The 17,457-nt window shown below is 37.6% G+C and carries 10 protein-coding genes and 1 pseudogene; 5 read left to right on the forward strand and 6 right to left on the reverse strand.

All coding sequences use genetic code 11. The features are described 5' to 3' along the window. Nucleotides 1–136 precede the first annotated feature (136 nt). Together AC0L7Q_RS19030 and AC0L7Q_RS19035 are read left to right on the forward strand one after the other, a co-directional pair. Nucleotides 137–1,403: pseudogene (locus AC0L7Q_RS19030) on the forward strand (ABC transporter substrate-binding protein). A 9-nt stretch (nucleotides 1,404–1,412) separates the two neighbouring features. After that, on the forward strand, nucleotides 1,413–3,671 hold the full coding sequence (locus AC0L7Q_RS19035) for an ATP-binding protein (protein WP_409425754.1): 2,259 nt from the start codon (nucleotides 1,413–1,415) through the stop codon (nucleotides 3,669–3,671). A 142-nt stretch (nucleotides 3,672–3,813) separates the two neighbouring features. On the opposite strand, the gene AC0L7Q_RS19040 is transcribed toward AC0L7Q_RS19035, so the two are convergent. Continuing rightward, complete coding sequence (locus AC0L7Q_RS19040; protein WP_413403038.1) at nucleotides 3,814–7,344, reverse strand: ATP-binding protein; 3,531 nt, start codon at nucleotides 7,342–7,344, stop codon at nucleotides 3,814–3,816. Between the two features lie 255 nt (nucleotides 7,345–7,599). Here AC0L7Q_RS19040 and AC0L7Q_RS19045 point away from each other — a divergent pair, with 255 nt between their 5' ends. The 3 genes from AC0L7Q_RS19045 (at nucleotide 7,600) to ahpF (ending at nucleotide 12,209) form a co-directional block, all read left to right on the forward strand. After that, nucleotides 7,600–9,702 carry a two-component system response regulator gene (locus AC0L7Q_RS19045; RefSeq protein ID WP_409425756.1) on the forward strand — a complete coding sequence of 701 codons (2,103 nt, stop codon included), beginning with the start codon at nucleotides 7,600–7,602 and terminating at the stop codon, nucleotides 9,700–9,702. A gap of 198 nt (nucleotides 9,703–9,900) precedes the next feature. After that, a complete protein-coding gene (gene ahpC, locus AC0L7Q_RS19050; protein ID WP_413403040.1) occupies nucleotides 9,901–10,470 on the forward strand; it encodes an alkyl hydroperoxide reductase subunit C in 570 nt (189 codons plus the stop codon). A 161-nt stretch (nucleotides 10,471–10,631) separates the two neighbouring features. Beyond that, nucleotides 10,632–12,209 carry an alkyl hydroperoxide reductase subunit F gene (gene ahpF / locus AC0L7Q_RS19055; RefSeq protein ID WP_413403042.1) on the forward strand — a complete coding sequence of 526 codons (1,578 nt, stop codon included), beginning with the start codon at nucleotides 10,632–10,634 and terminating at the stop codon, nucleotides 12,207–12,209. Nucleotides 12,210–12,302: 93 nt separating this feature from the next. Here the strand turns inward: ahpF and AC0L7Q_RS19060 are convergent, their stop codons facing one another. From AC0L7Q_RS19060 to AC0L7Q_RS19080, 5 genes are all read right to left on the reverse strand, one after another. Beyond that, nucleotides 12,303–12,494 (reverse strand): DUF3185 family protein, encoded by a 192-nt coding sequence (locus AC0L7Q_RS19060; protein WP_131692170.1) that lies wholly within the window; start codon nucleotides 12,492–12,494, stop codon nucleotides 12,303–12,305. 49 nt (nucleotides 12,495–12,543) lie between these two features. Further along, a complete protein-coding gene (locus AC0L7Q_RS19065) occupies nucleotides 12,544–14,568 on the reverse strand; it encodes a hybrid sensor histidine kinase/response regulator (RefSeq protein ID WP_409425758.1) in 2,025 nt (674 codons plus the stop codon). 197 nt (nucleotides 14,569–14,765) lie between these two features. Next, nucleotides 14,766–15,623, reverse strand: coding sequence for a patatin-like phospholipase family protein (locus tag AC0L7Q_RS19070; RefSeq protein ID WP_413403045.1), 858 nt, complete (start codon nucleotides 15,621–15,623; stop codon nucleotides 14,766–14,768). A 297-nt stretch (nucleotides 15,624–15,920) separates the two neighbouring features. Continuing rightward, a complete protein-coding gene (locus AC0L7Q_RS19075) occupies nucleotides 15,921–16,373 on the reverse strand; it encodes an NfeD family protein (RefSeq protein WP_409425760.1) in 453 nt (150 codons plus the stop codon). 17 nt (nucleotides 16,374–16,390) lie between these two features. Beyond that, nucleotides 16,391–17,344 (reverse strand): SPFH domain-containing protein, encoded by a 954-nt coding sequence (locus AC0L7Q_RS19080; RefSeq protein WP_409425761.1) that lies wholly within the window; start codon nucleotides 17,342–17,344, stop codon nucleotides 16,391–16,393. Between the last annotated feature and the right edge of the window lie 113 nt (nucleotides 17,345–17,457).

Raw genomic sequence — 17,457 nt, forward strand, 5'->3', positions numbered from 1 at the left:
TAAACGATCATGTTATTAATGGCGATCACTCATTTTAGTAATAACAAATTAAAATAGTGGTTTTTGAAGCGCTAAGTTAGTGATTATTCGATTATTACCTATACTGATTGTGGGTATCACCAAATGGATGATTAGTATGGCTAACAATGTCACTCGACGTAAATTTTTAAGTACGCTAGCGGTCGGTGCTGCTACCTCTGCTGTCGCATTTAAAGCGCCGTATGTGTTTGCAAAAAAACCGGTTACGCTCAGAGTCATGGGAACGCATGTAACTTTACAAGAAGAGCTTAGAGTCCGCGCCATGCAAGAGCTTGGTATTAATATTGAATTTACCCCTATGGGGAGTGCGGCCGTTTTACAGAAAGCAGCCGCCGATCCCTCTTCATTTGATTTATATGAACAATGGTCTGACTCAATTAATATATTGTGGCAAGCCAATGCTATTCAACCAATTGAAGTAGAAAGACTAAAATATTGGCAGGAAATAAACCCACTAACCAAAACCGGTAAGTTAGTTCCGACAGCAAAATTGGGCGCAGGTGATGCGCCCAACAAAATTTTATATGTTCAACAAGATGGCTCACTTGGAAGTCAAGCTACTGAAAAAATAAGTTTTATGCCCTATGTTCATAATGTGGACTCATTTGGCTATAACACTAATTTTATACCTAAGGGTGTGGCTTACGAGACTGAATCGTGGGGCTGGTTACTTGAAGAGAGTAACAAAGGCTTTGTTGGTTTGGTAAATGCCCCCACCATAGGCATTTTTGATGCCGCATTGGCAGCCCAAGCACAAGGGCTCATGACATTTAATAATATTGCCAATATGAGTGTTGCAGAAATAGACAAACTGTTTGCAATTTTAATTAATAAAAAGCAAGCAGGACATTTTTCTGGGTTTTGGACATCGGTGCCACAATCTGTTGAGTTTATGCTTAAAAAGCGTGTGCACATACAAAGCATATTTTCTCCGGGGGTGACTGCATGTAGAGCCCAAGGTTTACCAGTAGTTAATGCATCTCCTAAAGAAGGGTATCGAGCATGGCATGGGGTGATGTGTCTCTCTGCTAATACGGTAGGGCATGTAAAAGACGCCGCTTATGAATACATGAACTGGTGGTTATCGGGCTGGCCTGGTGCATTTATTTCCAAGCAAGGTTATTACATTTCTAATCCAGAACGTAGCAAAAAAATAATTACCCCCCGAATGGGATTATTGGTACGATGGCAAAGAAGCGACTCAACCACTAGCGGGTACCGATGGCAAAAATATAATTATGCCAGGGCAAATTCGCGATGGCGGCAGCTATGAAAAGCGCTTTTCTAATATTGCGGTGTGGAATACAGTGATGGATAACTACGATTACAGTTTAGATAAATGGTTTGAACTACTAAACGCATAAGGGAATTGAATGCTAAAACAGTTAATTGGTTCTTTATCTATTAAAGTATTATCTTCGTTGGCTATTTTTATTTTAATACAAATAATAGTTTACGTTGTTATTAATGAGCGAACCGACAAAATAGAGCAAGCCAGTAAAAATGTATTGAACATTAATGGGCTGTCAGTTGTTGTATTTGAAATTAACAAAGATATTTTACAGATCCAACGAGATATTTCGGTTTATGGTGTGTCGGGTAGCGAGGTTATTTTTGATAAAATAAAAAGCACTCATCAAAGTATTCAAGCGCGGTTAATTGAAGCACAACAGCGAATTCAGCAACCCGAGATTAAAAACTCATTAAATGCCATGCAATCATTGGTTTTAAATTACGGCAAAAGTATCGATAGTCTTAAAAAACGATATGATGAAAAGTCTAAAATTATTGAGCAACAGCTACCAAATACCTACGAATTAGCATTGACTACCTTAGCAAGCAGGGATCGAGAAACGGCCAGGCTGAACAAAGAGTCGTTATTATTATTTCAGCTAAAGGATCATTGGCATCATCTGTATCGCAATTCAATCCTGTTTTTAACTCAACGTGATTACGCCAAACGTAGCCAAGTAAAACAGCGGCTACAATTAATTAAACAATTAACCAACAGTGGCGCTACAAACAAAATGATTGGCCAAAACAAGGTCGAGCAACTAAATAGTTTAACAACTAAATTCGAGTCTTTATTTGCTCAGGCCATTCAAGCCAATAGAAATTATTTAACCTTAAGCAATATTGTTATTGCCGGTGATTCGGTTGAATTTTCAGCACTTGCTAAAAAATTGCAAGAAGATGCATTGTTGTTGCTTAGTGATATTTCGCAAACCAGTCAAGAGAGCATTAATGCTGCGCAAACTGTTATTCAAGTGTCGTTATTTTTGTCTGTTACCTTGTTTATTCTTTTCGCTTTATTTTTTCACTTTCATATTATTAATGCGATTAACAGGCTCACAGTTAGTTTTAGATCATTTTTAAATGGTGATTTCTCAGCAAACATAGCTGATATTAACCGTGAAGACGAAATAGGGTTTTTAGCCCAAGCAGCAAATAAATTTAGAGTGTTAAACGAGCGCCTAGTTGAAGCAAAAAAAGCAGCAGAAGAAACATCCCGAATCAAATCTGAGTTTTTAGCTAATATGAGCCATGAAATACGCACTCCCATGAACGGTATTTTAGGCATGGTACAGCTAGTGAGTAATACCGAACTCGATGCTAAACAAAAACGCATGATTGAGGTTATTAGCTCTTCAGGTAACAGTTTATTGGTTATTCTTAATGACATTCTTGATTTAAGTAAGCTCGATGCCGATAAAATGCTACTAGAAAACAGAGAGTTTAAATTAAGTGCTTTATTGTATGAGCTGGAACAAATTTTTAAATCGCAAGCCGATCATAAAAATATAGAGTTTAAAATAGTAAAAGAAAAAGTAGATTCTGTTGATTTGGTACAAGGCGACGAAACCCGTTTAAAACAAGTGCTAATGAACTTATTGGGGAATGCATTTAAATTTACAGAGTGTGGAACAGTAACATTATCTGTTGACTTAAAAGAGAAAAATAGCAATGAAGTGATGTTACTATTTAGCGTTATCGATAGTGGTATAGGTATTTCACAACACAGTATAAAAACGTTATTTGATGCTTTTACCCAAGCTGACACTTCAACAACACGTCGTTTTGGTGGTACAGGGCTTGGATTAACTATCTCTAGTAAAATATTAAACTTAATGGGCAGTAATTTACAAGTAGAAAGTGAATTGGATAAGGGTTCGAGATTTTATTTTCAGTTAACGCTTAGTACTCCATCATCAGATGTGAACGTAAAACAGCAAGCACAATTACCCGATGTAAATATTAAAAATAAAGATATACAAGTATTAATTGCCGAAGATAATCCGGTAAATCAAATAGTGTTAGAGAACTTTTTAAAAGCAATGGGTATTAAACATATTACCGTGGCAGATAATGGTGAAATAGCGCTTGAGCTATGCACTAAACAACAATTTGATTTAATTATGATGGATATTCAAATGCCGGTAATGAGCGGGCTTTTGGCAACTAAATATATTAGGGAACTAGCCAATTACCACGATGTGCCCATTATTGCCGTTACTGCCAACATCACTGAAAAAGACGAGCCTGAGTACGTGGCAGCGGGTATAACTAACACTATAAACAAGCCTATAGAATTCAATAGTTTAAAAGTTATAATTGACCAGTATAGCGAGTAAGAATAAACATCCTATGTGCTTTTATATTTTTTGGTGGTATTGGTTAGCAATACACTCAAAAGTTAAAAGCGCCTTTAGGCGCTTTTAACTTTAATTAGCAATAGATATTTTCAGTGGTTTATTCATTATCACCACCAAAATGCTAATTACTGGGTTGTATCTCTAAGTAGCTGTTAATGGTTGATTCGAGTTTTTTGTAGCGAGTTTGAATGAGCTCTAATTTATTCTTCATACTGCCCATGGCATTTTCACTGGCCATTACTTCCAACTCATCAAATAATTTATGCAAGTTAGCTGCACCTACATCACCCGATGAGCCTTTCAAGCCATGACTTAGTTTTGATATTTGCGATAAATTATTGTTATTTATTGCATCCTCAAGTTCTTCTAGCTTCATTGGTGTACTTTGAAGGTATAATTCGCATACTTTTATAAGTAGCTCTTCATTATTTAATAATCGGGATAGTGCATTATCTCTATCCCAATCAGGTAAATTTTGACTATCCAAAGTATCAGGAATTGGTTTATTAATTTCGTTAAGCTGATTACTTTCTAATGGAGCTTCTTTTATAAAAGTTGAAGACAACCACTTTGTAGCCGTTGCAACTAATACCTCTGCCGAGATAGGTTTAGTGATGTAATCACTCATTCCTGCATCTAGGCATTTTTGTCTTTCACCCATCATTGCATTAGCAGTCATAGCGACTATGGGAATATCACTATTTTGAGGCGCTGCTTCACCAGCTCTTATTTGTTTTGCTGCATCATAACCATTCAATATAGGCATTTGGCAGTCCATAAATACACAGTGGTATTGATGATTATTGGCCACCGAGTTAACAAGTTTTTCTACTGCTTGTTGGCCATTTGACGCGGTATCTATCTCTAAAGATAAACATGACAATATACCCGCGGCTACTTCTATATTTATATCGTTATCATCAACGATAAGAACATGCGCCCCTTTAAAGTCAGAATTATCAGTTTTAACTGAGTCTGATTCACGGCGTTTGTTAATATTAACATTGCTGCTACCAGCACTTATTTTATCTTCAAGACTGCGTTCATCGGCTACTGTTTTTAAAAACTCTGAAATAAGTATTGGCTTAGAAAGTAAGCTGGCTTGCACGTGTTTTGTTTTAATTTGCGGATAACCACGATTTGCTAATAAAATAACTTTAATTGCATGATGATTAGCAATAGATGGCCACATTTCATCTAAACGTTTTAACAATGTGTCGTCTTGTTCAATAAGTATAAAGTCAGGTAAAGGTACGTTTTTTATATCATCTGAAACAAGAGATTGTTGTAATTGTTCAGGTGAAAAACTGTTTCCAGAAAAAGCAGCTATTAAATTATTTATGCTGTCGGCTAACTCGTTATTTTTAGTCACAATAGTAAAGCTTTTGTTTTTTAATCGTGGGGTAAAACTATAATGAGTTGTATCATCATTGCTCAGTGTTAGTTTTATATGAAAACTGCTACCTAGTGACTTTTCTGACTCAAAGCTAATTTCTCCGCCCAGCAGGCTACAAAGCTGTCTACATATAGAAAGCCCAAGCCCTGTTCCACCAAATTTAGACGCTACGCTTTTGTCTTCTTGAGAAAAGGCGGTAAATAATTTGCTTTGGTTTTCTTGTGCAATGCCCACACCGCTATCGGTAACTTTTACGTGAACAGTCACATTATTATTGCTTGTTTGCTCGCAATAAGCGGTGACCTTTATAAACCCAGTTTCAGTAAATTTAATCGCATTATTTACTAAGTTAGTCAGGATTTGTGAAAAACGATGGGGGTCAGTTTTAATCGTCTTACATTTTAAATTAACAACATCTAAAACAAATTCGAGGCCTTTCTCCTGAGCTTTAACAGCCATACTGCCACAAACGCTTTCGATTAATTTTATTAAATTAAACTCTTTAAAGTTCAACTCAAGTTTACCGGCTTCTATTTTAGATAAATCCAAAATATCATTTATTAATACAGATAAAGCACTCACACTTACTTCGGTCATTTCTAAATAATTTTTTTGTGTTTCACTCAATGGCTCTTTTTTTATTAAGTTTAAAGTACCCACTATGCCATTAAGCGGAGTACGCATTTCATGACTTATATTAGAAATAAACGCACTTTTTACTTCACTGGCTTGCTTGAGCTCTTTAGTGCGAATGGCTACTTTATTTTCAAGCTCATGATTTACTTTTATTATTTCATTCTCAATGGTGCGCTCTTTGGTTACATCTCTGGCTATTATTGCAATACCAATAAACATTCCAAATGGATCGATAATGGCTGATAAAGAGAGTGAAAAGTAGCGTTTAGTAGAGCCATTATTAATACTCACTTCCTGCTTAAATTGACGAGTACCATCGGTGAACTTTTCAATTAGCTCGTTAAAATTTAGCTGATCTATTATTTTTAAATCATTAATTGGTTTTCCAATAGCTTCTAACTCTCCAAGTTTAAACATTAGAGTTGCGGCGTTATTCCAACTAGAGACAATACCGTTATTGGTAATGCCAATTACCGCATCAGATGAGCCGGTTATAATTGCTTCAGATTGTGCGCGTGCATTTGCAAGCTCTTGGCTTTTGCGAAGACTACGATTGAAAAATGCGAGAATAATAGTTAATACAATAACCAAAATAAGTAAAAAGGCGTAAAGCTTTGTTCTACGTTCCATTTCAATATTTTTTATATACTCAACAGGCGCTAAAACGTGACTAGATAAAAAGTTTTGTTTTTCACCCATCGCTAAAGTGATTTGTTTTCTTGCGGTGTAATAACTTGTTTGCGCATTATTTTTTGGTTTTATAAGCGATAATGAGCTATTAGCAATGGGGTTAAAAGTGTAATTATTATTGATGCTAATATCACTACCTAAGTCTTTACCAAAGGTGAAATCTTTATTTGGGTGCGATAAAAAATAGCCATTACTGTCAGTTAAAGCGAGTTGAAATGGTGTAGTAAGACTGTTTTTTAAAAGGCTTAATAAGTTATTAGCATCTACGTTAACAATGATAAAGCCAAACCGATTTTGATTTTCATCAAAAATTGGCATAGATAGCCTCAGCATCGGGCGATAAGGAAACTCTATTTTACCGTACTCTCTATTTAACGAAATCTCAGACATATATATTTCGCCATCAGAGAGGTTACTACTGGCCGTAAAGTATTCTTGCGCTCCTTTATTTTGGAGCCTATTTAAATCTATAACCTCTACAGCGGCCTGAACGCGATCAACCCTTACCAGTTCTTGTCCTTTTTTGTTGGTACTGATGATTCTTAGCTGCTCGTAATCTGGGTTATTTTTTAAAAACGCTGCAAATATAATTTCAAGCCTTGTTTTCCATTGAGCATAGGTGGTGTTTTCTAGTGGGTCTACACCTTTGTTATTTGATGCCCTGGCTAAACCTTTGATTGGAGGGGTTGCGTGTAGAAAACGAATATTTCGACGGTAGTTTTCAATAACCTCTTGTGTTTGTGAATTAATAGATTGGTTTTTGTCTATTATTTCATGCTCTACAGAGCCAAGTACTGAGCGCGATAAACTTGCTTCATTAATAATTATAGCTACAACAATTAAGGTAATTATGGCGGATAAAGAAATAGGGAATAAAAGGGTGTAATTACTTACCTGACGAATTATCCTTTTCTTAAGATTTATTGGCATCCACTACTCCAATTAAAGACCAGCCATTATTTGGCTACCCTAAACTTAGAGAGCTATAGGTAATTTATCAAGTTTTACCTTTAATAAAGAGTTTTGTTTTTTATTCATTTATATCAAATTTAGAACTCTAAAAACCTTTTTTGATTGACGCTAATAATATAATACTTAAGTATATATTTTAGGTAATTGGTGGAGGTTTGGGTTAACTCGGCTAGGATTTATGTGCATTTGTTTAATTTTTTATGGGAAGTGATTGTGTTAACCACTGTAGATCAAAGCTTTGCGCAACGAGTACTTATTGTTGATGATGAACCCACTAGTTTAATGATTTTAGAGGGGGCATTATCAAATATTGCAGAAGTTATATGTAGCGATACTGGTTTTGGCGCCATTGAAAAAGCACAGCAGTTTTTACCTGAAATTATTTTATTAGATATTGAATTACCTGATATTAGCGGGTTAGAAGTGTGTAAACGCTTAAAAAACGATCCCAAAACTAGTGGTGTAACAGTAATATTTATTACCTCCCATAATGAAAGTAAGTTTGAGCATTTGTCTTTAGAGTTGGGTGGGATTGACTATATACAAAAGCCCGTTGATCTTAAGGTGTGCCGCTTGCGCGTTGGCAATCATCTAAAACTAAAAACACAAGAGCAACAACTAAAACATTCACAGCGTTTACTTGCTATTGAATCAGAAAGATTGCGCGTAACGCTCAACTCGATTGGCGACGCTGTTATAGCAACAGACAAAGACGAAAAAATAACGTTTATGAACCCGATTGCAGAGATGATGACCGGTTGGGTAATGCATGAAGCAGTTGGTAATCATATTTCAGAGGTTATGCAACTACGGGATGCAACCACAAAGCACAAAAGCCTTAATCCAATTTCTATTGCTTTAAAAGAGCAGCGAAGAGTGGCTATGGCGCTTAATTGCCAATTAACGAGCTTAAATGGCAGAATTCATCGGGTTGAGGATTCTGCTTCCCCCATCAGAGATGAAAAGGGGAATATTATTGGCGCGATTATAGTTTTTCATGATGTGAGCGAGTCGATTGCGATGGCTGTTAAGATGAGCCATTTAGCAAACCATGACCAATTAACCGATTTACCCAATCGAATTTTATTACATGATCGCGTTGCGCATGCTTGTCAGGTATCTGTGCGTAATGGTTTTTTAGTGGCGTTAATGCTAATTGATATTGATCATTTTAAATATTTAAATGATACAGAGGGACACCATGTTGGCGACCAAATCATAAAACTGGTTGCTAAACGACTTGAATCTATTGTTGATTTAAATACGACCTTGGCCCGTGTTGGCGGGGATGAATTTGTATTGTTGCTCCCAGATATTAAATCGCCGTGTCATGTTGATGCTGTTGCATCTGATATTTTGTATGCAATGCATCAACCTTTTCGTGTTGATGGAAGAGAGTTTAATTTAACTATAAGCGTGGGAATTAGTATTAATCCAACGGATTCTGATTCTGCCGAATTAATGATGTCGCATGCTGATGCAGCAATGTATAAAGCCAAAGAGCATGGTAGAGATAGATTTTGTTATTTTTCAGATGACTTAGAACATGAGTTTCATCAACGTCAAAATATAGATAAGCTTTTGAGAAATGCACTTGAAAAAGACACGTTGGAAGTTCACTTTCAGCCCAAGCTTAGTTTAAAAAATAAATTAATTATAGGTGCTGAGGCGTTAGTAAGGTTAAGAGATGAGGAGGGCGGTTTTATATCGCCGTTACACTTTATTCCATTAGCTGAAGAGACCGGTTTGATTAATAAGTTGGGTCATAGCGTTTTAAAACAAAGCTGCAGAGCGGCTAAACGCTGGCTAGATAAAGGCCATCCAATTAAAGTTGCTGTTAATGTGGCTGCTAAACAATTTACAGATCCTAAATTTATAGAAAGCGTAGCACAAATACTTGAGGATACTGAGCTTCCTAGTGGTTATCTTGAATTAGAAGTGACAGAAAGCGCTTTAATGAGTGATTTTGATGAAACAAGTCGGATATTAAACGGGCTTTCAAACCTTGGTTTGAGCATAGCGATAGATGACTTTGGAACGGGCTATTCGAGTTTATCGTATTTAAAGTTATTTCCTGTTGATGTATTAAAGATTGACCAGTCATTTGTTAAAGATATGGTTGATGATAAGCAAAGCCTAGATATAGTGAAAGCAATCACCCATTTAGCACACTCACTTAATTTAAAGATTGTTGGTGAAGGCATTGAAACTCAAGCACAGCTTGATACGCTTATTTCGCTTGGATGTGAGCAAGGGCAAGGGTTTTTGTTTAGCAAAGCTTTACCTAAAAATGAATTTGAAAATCTCATTTTCTGATGGTGTAACTAGTATTTTTAATTTTAAGATAGCTTGCATTCAATTATTGTGGCTTGTTAACTTGATCAATCTTAAAAAGCGATTGTTTTAATCTAAACAATCAATTTTATTTAATTTCTCAATGGCCTTATTGTATTAACCAAGCCAACGCACAAGGCGTTAACTTTTTAAATACACTAAACATAAATGAGGAATACTATGAGCACTTCATTGATTAACACAAAATTACAACCTTTCAATGCAACAGCTTACCACAATGGTGACTTTGTAGAACTCACTGAAAAAGACGTATTAGGTAAGTGGTCTATCTTTTTCTTTTACCCTGCAGATTTCACATTTGTATGCCCAACTGAATTAGGTGACCTTGCAGATTATTACGCACAGTTACAAGAAATGGGCGTAGAGGTTTACTCGGTATCAACAGATACTCACTTTACTCATAAAGCATGGCATGACACGTCAGACACTATCGGTAAAATCACTTACCCAATGATTGGCGACCCAACAGGACGAATTACACGTAACTTTGGTGTAATGATTGAAGATGATGGTTTAGCACTTCGCGGTACATTTGTAATGAACCCAGAGGGCGAAATCAAAGTTGTTGAAACGCATGATTTAGGTATTGGTCGTAGTGCTAAAGAACTTGTTCGTAAAGTACAAGCCGCACAATACATTGCCACGCATGACGGTGAAGTATGTCCTGCATCTTGGCAGCCAGGTGAAGACACATTAGCACCTTCACTAGACCTAGTTGGTAAGATTTAAACTTTACCTTCACTAAATTTAGAGTAGAACATGACTCTAATACCAGTGAGCCTACTTGGCTCACTGGGCGCTCTCCCACGCCATCACTCTTTTCTAAAATTCGCACATGCACTGATGGCATGGGGGTTCTGCTGTTTTATTTTTCCGTAAGGGGCTAAGCCATGTTAGACAACAACATAAAGAACCAATTAAAAAGCCATTTTGAATCGCTGACTCAGCCTGTTGAGCTACTTATCGCCTTGGATGACAGCAAAAAATCAACAGAAGTAGAAATTTTAGCGAATGATTTAGCATCACTAAGCGATAAGTTTAGTGTGAGTAACAATCCAGATTCTGCGGCACGCAGACCTTCAATGGTGGTGCATTCGCCACAAAAAAATACTCATATTACCTTTGCAGGGGTACCTATGGGTCATGAATTTACTAGTTTAGTACTTGCGCTATTGCACACAGGCGGACACCCAAGTAAAGCCAGCCAAGATGATATTGAGCAAATACAATCACTTGATCAAGAACTAAACTTTGAAGTGTATATCAGTTTGAGTTGCCAAACCTGTCCGCAAGTGGTTCAGGCACTTAATACTATGGCTGCTACAAATAGCAAAATATCTGCCACCATGATTGATGGTGCATTGTTCCAAGATGAAGTCGAGCAGCGAAATATATTGGCTGTACCCGCTGTTTACTTAAACGGAGAACCTTTTAGCCAAGGGGCAATGAGCCTAACCGATATTTTAAATAAAGTTGATAGCAAAGGTGCAGAGCGCCAAGCTAAAGCATTGAATGAAAAATCAGTGTTTGATGTTCTCGTTGTAGGCGGCGGCCCTGCGGGCGCATCGGCAGCTATTTATTCTGCACGTAAAGGGCTAAATACGGGGGTGGTTGCTGATCGTTTTGGCGGGCAGGTCGCTGACACATTGGCTATTGAAAACTTTATTTCGGTAAAAGCAACCGAAGGACCAAAAATGGTGGCCCAGCTTGAAGAGCATGTTAAAGAATATGATGTTGATGTAATGCACAACCAACGCGCTGCAAACCTGCAAAAAGGGAGTAATGGCTATGACATTACTTTGGAAAATGGCGCTGTATTACAAGCAAAATCACTCGTATTAGCAACCGGTGCACGCTGGCGAGAAATGAACGTACCTGGCGAGCAGCAATATAAAGGTCATGGTGTTGCTTATTGTCCGCATTGTGATGGTCCGTTATTTAAAGGCAAACCTGTTGCTGTAATAGGCGGCGGTAACTCAGGTATTGAAGCGGCTATTGATTTAGCTAACATCGTAGAGCATGTAACGGTGCTTGAATTTGCCGACACGTTACGTGCCGACGAAGTGCTTATTCGTAAAGCTAATAGTCTGAAAAACATTACTATTATTAAAAATGCACAAACAACTGAAGTACTCGGTGATGGTAATAAAGTGACAGGCCTGAATTATACCGATCGTGTTTCTGGAGAAAGTAAGGAGCTAGCTTTAGCCGGTATATTTGTACAAATTGGTTTGATACCAAATACCGAATGGTTAAAAGAGAGTGACCTTGAACTTAGTCAATTTGGTGAAATACTCATTGATGCTAAAGGTGCAACGTCGTTACCGGGTATATACGGTGCGGGCGATGCGACCAATACGCCATTTAAGCAAATTATTATTGCTATGGGCGCCGGAGCAACTGCGAGCTTAGGAGCTTTTGACTACTTAATTCGCCAAACACCCGATGCAGAGCAAAACGCTGCTTAATAGTTTTAGCTTAAAGTCTCTTGATAAAACAGCTCTCACCCATAGCTGTTTGTTCACCCAAGCCGCCCTCTCCAAAGGCGGCTTTTTTGTGTGCTATTTAAGTCGGGTAATACCCACTAAAATACAAACTGCCCCGCCAATAAAACCTAGCCATGCTTCTACAGGGGTTTCGCCGTTTAATGCGCGGGTAACTTGTGAAGCTGCAGAATCGTAAACATCATAACCCCACATACCAAGCGCTACCCCAATAACAATAAGTACAATACCAATGATTTTATTTGTCATAATGATCCTTTGTGTTTTTAGTGCAAGTTAATCTAGGTGACACTTATTGTTATAATGTGGCTAAGCCCAGTCTTTTTAGTGTATTTGTAATTGCTTCTTCTATCGCTGGAAGCTTAAACGGTTTGGCTATAAACATTTCCATGCCTGCTTGCTGGCAGTTTAGTTTATCTTGTGAGGATGCATTGGCAGTTAACGCCACAATATAAGTTTCTTGCGGGTCACAAATACCTTGTGCTTTTAGTTGCTTAGTGGCCTCGAAACCATCCATGATAGGCATGATGCAGTCCATAAAAATAAGGTCAAAATGCTTTTGCTTGCATTTTAACAGGGCATCTTGGCCGTCTATAGCAAAGTCTGACTTTATATTAAACTTATCCAGCGCCGCTTCTAATACCAGACGATTTATTTCGTTATCATCAACCACCAAAACAGATAACTTATTACTGTGATTATTAATAGATTTAAGGCTAGGTGTTTGTATTTGTTGTTTACCAAGTTCAATCGGGATAGTTAAGGTAAAACACGTGCCCACGTTAACCTCACTGGTTACCTCAATTTTGCCATTCATAAAACCAACGAGCTCTTTAACTATGGCTAAGCCCAGCCCAGTGCCACCTTTATTGTTGTTAGCATCAACCTCTTGGGTAAAAGGCTTAAATAATGAGTTTAAATACGCTTTACTCATGCCGCGACCTGTGTCGGTTATTTTAATGGTAAGTAAAGGGTGTTTTGTATCTAATGCTAACTGTGAATCGAGAGAAACAGATCCATGCTCTGTAAATTTTAGCGCGTTACTCAGTAAATTAGATACAATTTGGCTTAATCGAGAGGTATCGCAGTATACCCAAACATCATTAGCAATGTTGTTTGTGGCTAGCAGTTCAATGTTTTTATTGCTAAACAATACCGAATATAAAGAAACTAAATCGGTAAATACCGTTTTAAGTAGGGAGTGATGGGGTTCCAGCTTTAATTCACCATGATTTATTTTCGAAAAATCGAGCACTTCATTGATAATATTCAATAAAATATCAGCGCTTCGAAGGGCGACTTTAATTTTTTCTGCCCGCTTATCATAATCGTGTTCATCAATGAGTGTGGCTAACATACCCGTAATGCCATTGAGCGGAGTGCGTAGCTCGTGGCTAATTTTTGCAAATAGTATACTTCTATCTTTTAATAGCTGCTCAGCAAGTGCTTTTTTTTGTTTTAACTCTTCGCGTAACTTAACGGCTTCAGTTATATCTTGAAAAGTGCCAAATAACCGTACACATTGGCCATTATTAAACTCGGCTTCACCAAAAGTCGACACCCAAATATTTTGCTGTTTAGCGGTAATTATTTCCAGCTCTAAGTGCCATTTTTCACCCTTAGATACCGCATTTTCTACCGCTTTATTAATGCTATCTCGACTTTTGCCCGCTTTGTAAAACTCTACAGCGGTATTCATATCAGGAGTAAAGCCTTCTTCGGCTTGATGAATACGTCGAGTTTGTTGACTCCAGAAAATGGTATTTTCTATTAAGTCGACTTCCCATGTGCCTATATTTGCTACGTTTTCTAGCTTTAATAAAGAGTCACTATTTTTGGTAAGATTAGCTTTATCCTGATTGCGCGCAAATTCAGAGCCTAACCACTGTGCTAATAATTCAATATAATCATAAGCTTCATCGCTAAAAGGAGCGCATTCTTGAGCTGATGAAAGGTTAACAGTGCCAAATACCTCTTGGCCTATTCGTATAGGCGCACCAATGTACGCTTCTAATTGAAAATTAATATAGCATGGGTGATTGGCAATACTACTTTGCGACGCATTATGAAATGCCAATGCAGAGTTGGCCGACAAGGTATGGGTGCAATAGGTGCCGTTTAACTCAAACTCAGTGCCAATAGCAAGAGAATTGTCAGGGGTAATGGCATGCAAAACAGTGTATGAATCATTTTTTACGCGGCTAATAATAGCTAAATCGAGCTGAAAAACATCGAGCCCAAAAGCAAGTAAGTCTGCAATTTTTTGATCAAAGCTTAGTTGTTGATCTGAGACTATATTATGAAAGCATCGAAGAAAATTCACAAAACCCCTTAATTTATTTGGTGTGTACACAGAGTTAATGCAAGAAACATGCCTAACTTTAATCTTTTTTTGACAACAAGACGATTAATACATCGTTCTTTATTACATTAACTTGCTGACTTAACAATTTATAGGTTGAGTTGGTTTTATATTTAGGTTTATAACATCGTCGACCTCTTCTGGATCGATTTTATCGCTTATGGTCGTTCCTTAGCAAATCGAGAGTTATCCAAGTACGTTTTAGCTTTACTTATGCCCATTTTATAGCCTGAATTGAGTATAGCCAGATTTTTAGTGGTGCGGCCGACTTTAAACTCTGCTGGTGGAGCAATAATATTTATTTTGCAATCTGAGGGAGGATTATACAAAAAATCAATACTGGCATTATAGTTTTTAGAGCGCTGAATAGTGGCCTGTGCAAGTGCAGGGTTATCTTTATAGAGTCGCTTAGTTAACCACGGTACTTTGTAATCTTTTTTACGATAGCCTAAAGATTGAGAAAGGATAACCGTTATCTCTGATGCCCCCATCTCATAAGCTTTTTTTACCGGAATAGGATCTGCTACGCCACCATCGGTCATGGCAATCCCGTTTATTGTTGGGTAATCCCGATAAGCAAAGGGTATAGCGCAAGAGGCTTTTAATTGCTCTACCATTTCGCTGCCTGTTGCTTGTAAGTAATGAGCTTGCCCAGACTCGATTGCTGTTGCAACAATGTAAAAGTCGTGAGGAGATTGCGAGAATTCGTCTTTATTCAACGGAATTTCACGTATGGTCTCTTGCCAAAGCCAGTCTAGGTCAAACAAGTGACCACCTTTAACAAATCGGGAAAGGTTAATAAATTCAGGCCTACAGGAATAATCAGTAATCACTTTGTAGTTTCGAGTTGCTTGTTTACATAAATACGCAGCAACATTTGTAGCACCAGCAGATACACCAAAATAGCTGGTAAAAGGTTGATATTGTTGTGCTAAAAACTCATCTAGCACGCCAGCGGCAAAAATACCGCGCATGGCACCACCCTCTACCACTAATGCATGTTGGCTATTGCTCATATTAACTTCCATCCTTTGACAATACGCTCATGCTAACAAGTGTACTTGAACTGTGCGAGCATCTTTTTACTTTGATTCATTAGTTTTAAGTTGTTTTCTGTAGGCGGTTGGGGAAATAGAAAAAGTGGCTAAAAAATGCTGGCGAAAACTCACACTTGATAAAAAGCCTGAATCCGTTGCTACTCTATTAATTCTTAGCAAGCAGCTTAGTTAGAATTAAGTTTGTGTAAAATGAATGATCATAATATTAAAAAGGGCGGTAATAAAGTATTACTGCCCTTTTTATCTAATGTAGTTCTATTTGGCTTCAACCCACATAGTGCCTACTTCTTTTTTTACAACCTTAACATGTGTACCCGCAGGGATTGGTTGTTTACTTTTCAACTTCCAACTAATTCCTGAATAAAGGTGCGTAGTGTGTCCGTTTTCATCAACATCGTCAGCTAACACAAAATCAAGCTCAGCGAAGTCGCTCTGTACACCTTTTTTATCTACTTGGTTTTGCATACGCTTTAATGGTTTCCATAAAAATAGCGCAAATCCAGCTGTAATAAGCGTGTTACTCCACAGTGCGGTAGTTAGAGAGTCATCTAACAAATTAAAGTTCATCAATAAACCGCTGGCAAACAAAGACATACCTAAAAATAATAATATAAAGGTAGACATACCTAACACAGCCACTTCGATAATGAGCGCAAGCACGCCTAAAATCATCAGTGCTTCAGGTAAGTTGTTAGTAATAAGCGTCATTATTTATCCTTAACAGGTTAAAGTTTTTGCTTTTGATTTAGTGAGTTAATAATTGACATGCCTTGTGCAACTAATGAGCTTGCATCAGTGGCGCTATCGGGCAATAAAACAACTGATGACTCTTTCGCGATAGCTTCTTTAGCGGCAATGGCTTTTGTTGCTAAATCGAGTTGAATCGCTTTTTGACCTTGCTCAGTATCAGCAGCTTCACCTACTTTACGCAGTGCATCGGCTTGCGCTTCTGCAACCGCAATAATAGCTTTAGCTTCACCCTCTGCGCGCAGAATCTGTTCAGCTTTTTCCCCTTCAGCGCCTAGAACCTGAGCCTGTTTTTTGCCCTCGGCAACATTGATATTTGATTGACGATCACCCTCTGATTCTAAAATTTGTGCACGTTTAACACGTTCAGCTTTCATTTGCGCTTCCATCGCTTCCATCACTGATTGTGGGGGCACAATATCTTTTATTTCATAACGTAAAACTTGAATACCCCAAGGCTCAGCTGCTTGGTTAATAGAGGTTACGATATTAGTATTGAGTACATCACGTTCTTCAAATGTTTTATCAAGCTCCATTTTACCCAGTTCAGAACGCATCGTGGTTTGTGATAGCTGCGTTACTGCAAATACGTAATCATCGACTCCGTAAGTTGCTTTATATGGGTCGAGCACACGAAAGTACAATACACCATCAACTGATAACGAAATATTATCTTTGGTAATTGCTGATTGCGAGGGCACATCTTGAGCTTGTTCTTTTAAGCTTCGATCAGCAGCAATACGATCAATAAAAGGCACAATGAAATTTAAGCCCGCTTCTTTAGTTGATTGGTATTTACCAAAACGCTCAATTAACCATGCTCGGTTTTGTGGCACAAATTTAACACTACTTTTTAATAGTACTAAAACAAAAACTAGTAAAAACGCTTCAACGGTAAAAACAATATTTATAATTTCTGCGATGGGATCCATAGGGTATTTCCTTGTTAATTACATTCAGTCCAAAAACTGCGTGGTGTTTATAATTTCAACGATCTACAGATTATCATTAGTTTTTAGTTTGTTCTATAAAAACAGAAAGTAGG

Source organism: Pseudoalteromonas sp. KJ63-1, from assembly GCF_055808145.1.

Excerpts from the sequence above, each read along its gene's own strand:
- AC0L7Q_RS19070 (WP_413403045.1), bottom strand. The coding sequence starts at position 15,623 with ATGAGCAATAGCCAACATGCATTAGTGGTAGAGGGTGGTGCCATGCGC.
- AC0L7Q_RS19060 (WP_131692170.1), bottom strand. The coding sequence starts at position 12,494 with ATGACAAATAAAATCATTGGTATTGTACTTATTGTTATTGGGGTAGCG.
- AC0L7Q_RS19075 (WP_409425760.1), bottom strand. The coding sequence starts at position 16,373 with ATGACGCTTATTACTAACAACTTACCTGAAGCACTGATGATTTTAGGC.
- AC0L7Q_RS19035 (WP_409425754.1), top strand. The coding sequence starts at position 1,413 with ATGCTAAAACAGTTAATTGGTTCTTTATCTATTAAAGTATTATCTTCG.
- AC0L7Q_RS19040 (WP_413403038.1), bottom strand. The coding sequence starts at position 7,344 with ATGCCAATAAATCTTAAGAAAAGGATAATTCGTCAGGTAAGTAATTAC.
- ahpF (WP_413403042.1), top strand. The coding sequence starts at position 10,632 with ATGTTAGACAACAACATAAAGAACCAATTAAAAAGCCATTTTGAATCG.
- AC0L7Q_RS19080 (WP_409425761.1), bottom strand. The coding sequence starts at position 17,344 with ATGGATCCCATCGCAGAAATTATAAATATTGTTTTTACCGTTGAAGCG.
- ahpC (WP_413403040.1), top strand. The coding sequence starts at position 9,901 with ATGAGCACTTCATTGATTAACACAAAATTACAACCTTTCAATGCAACA.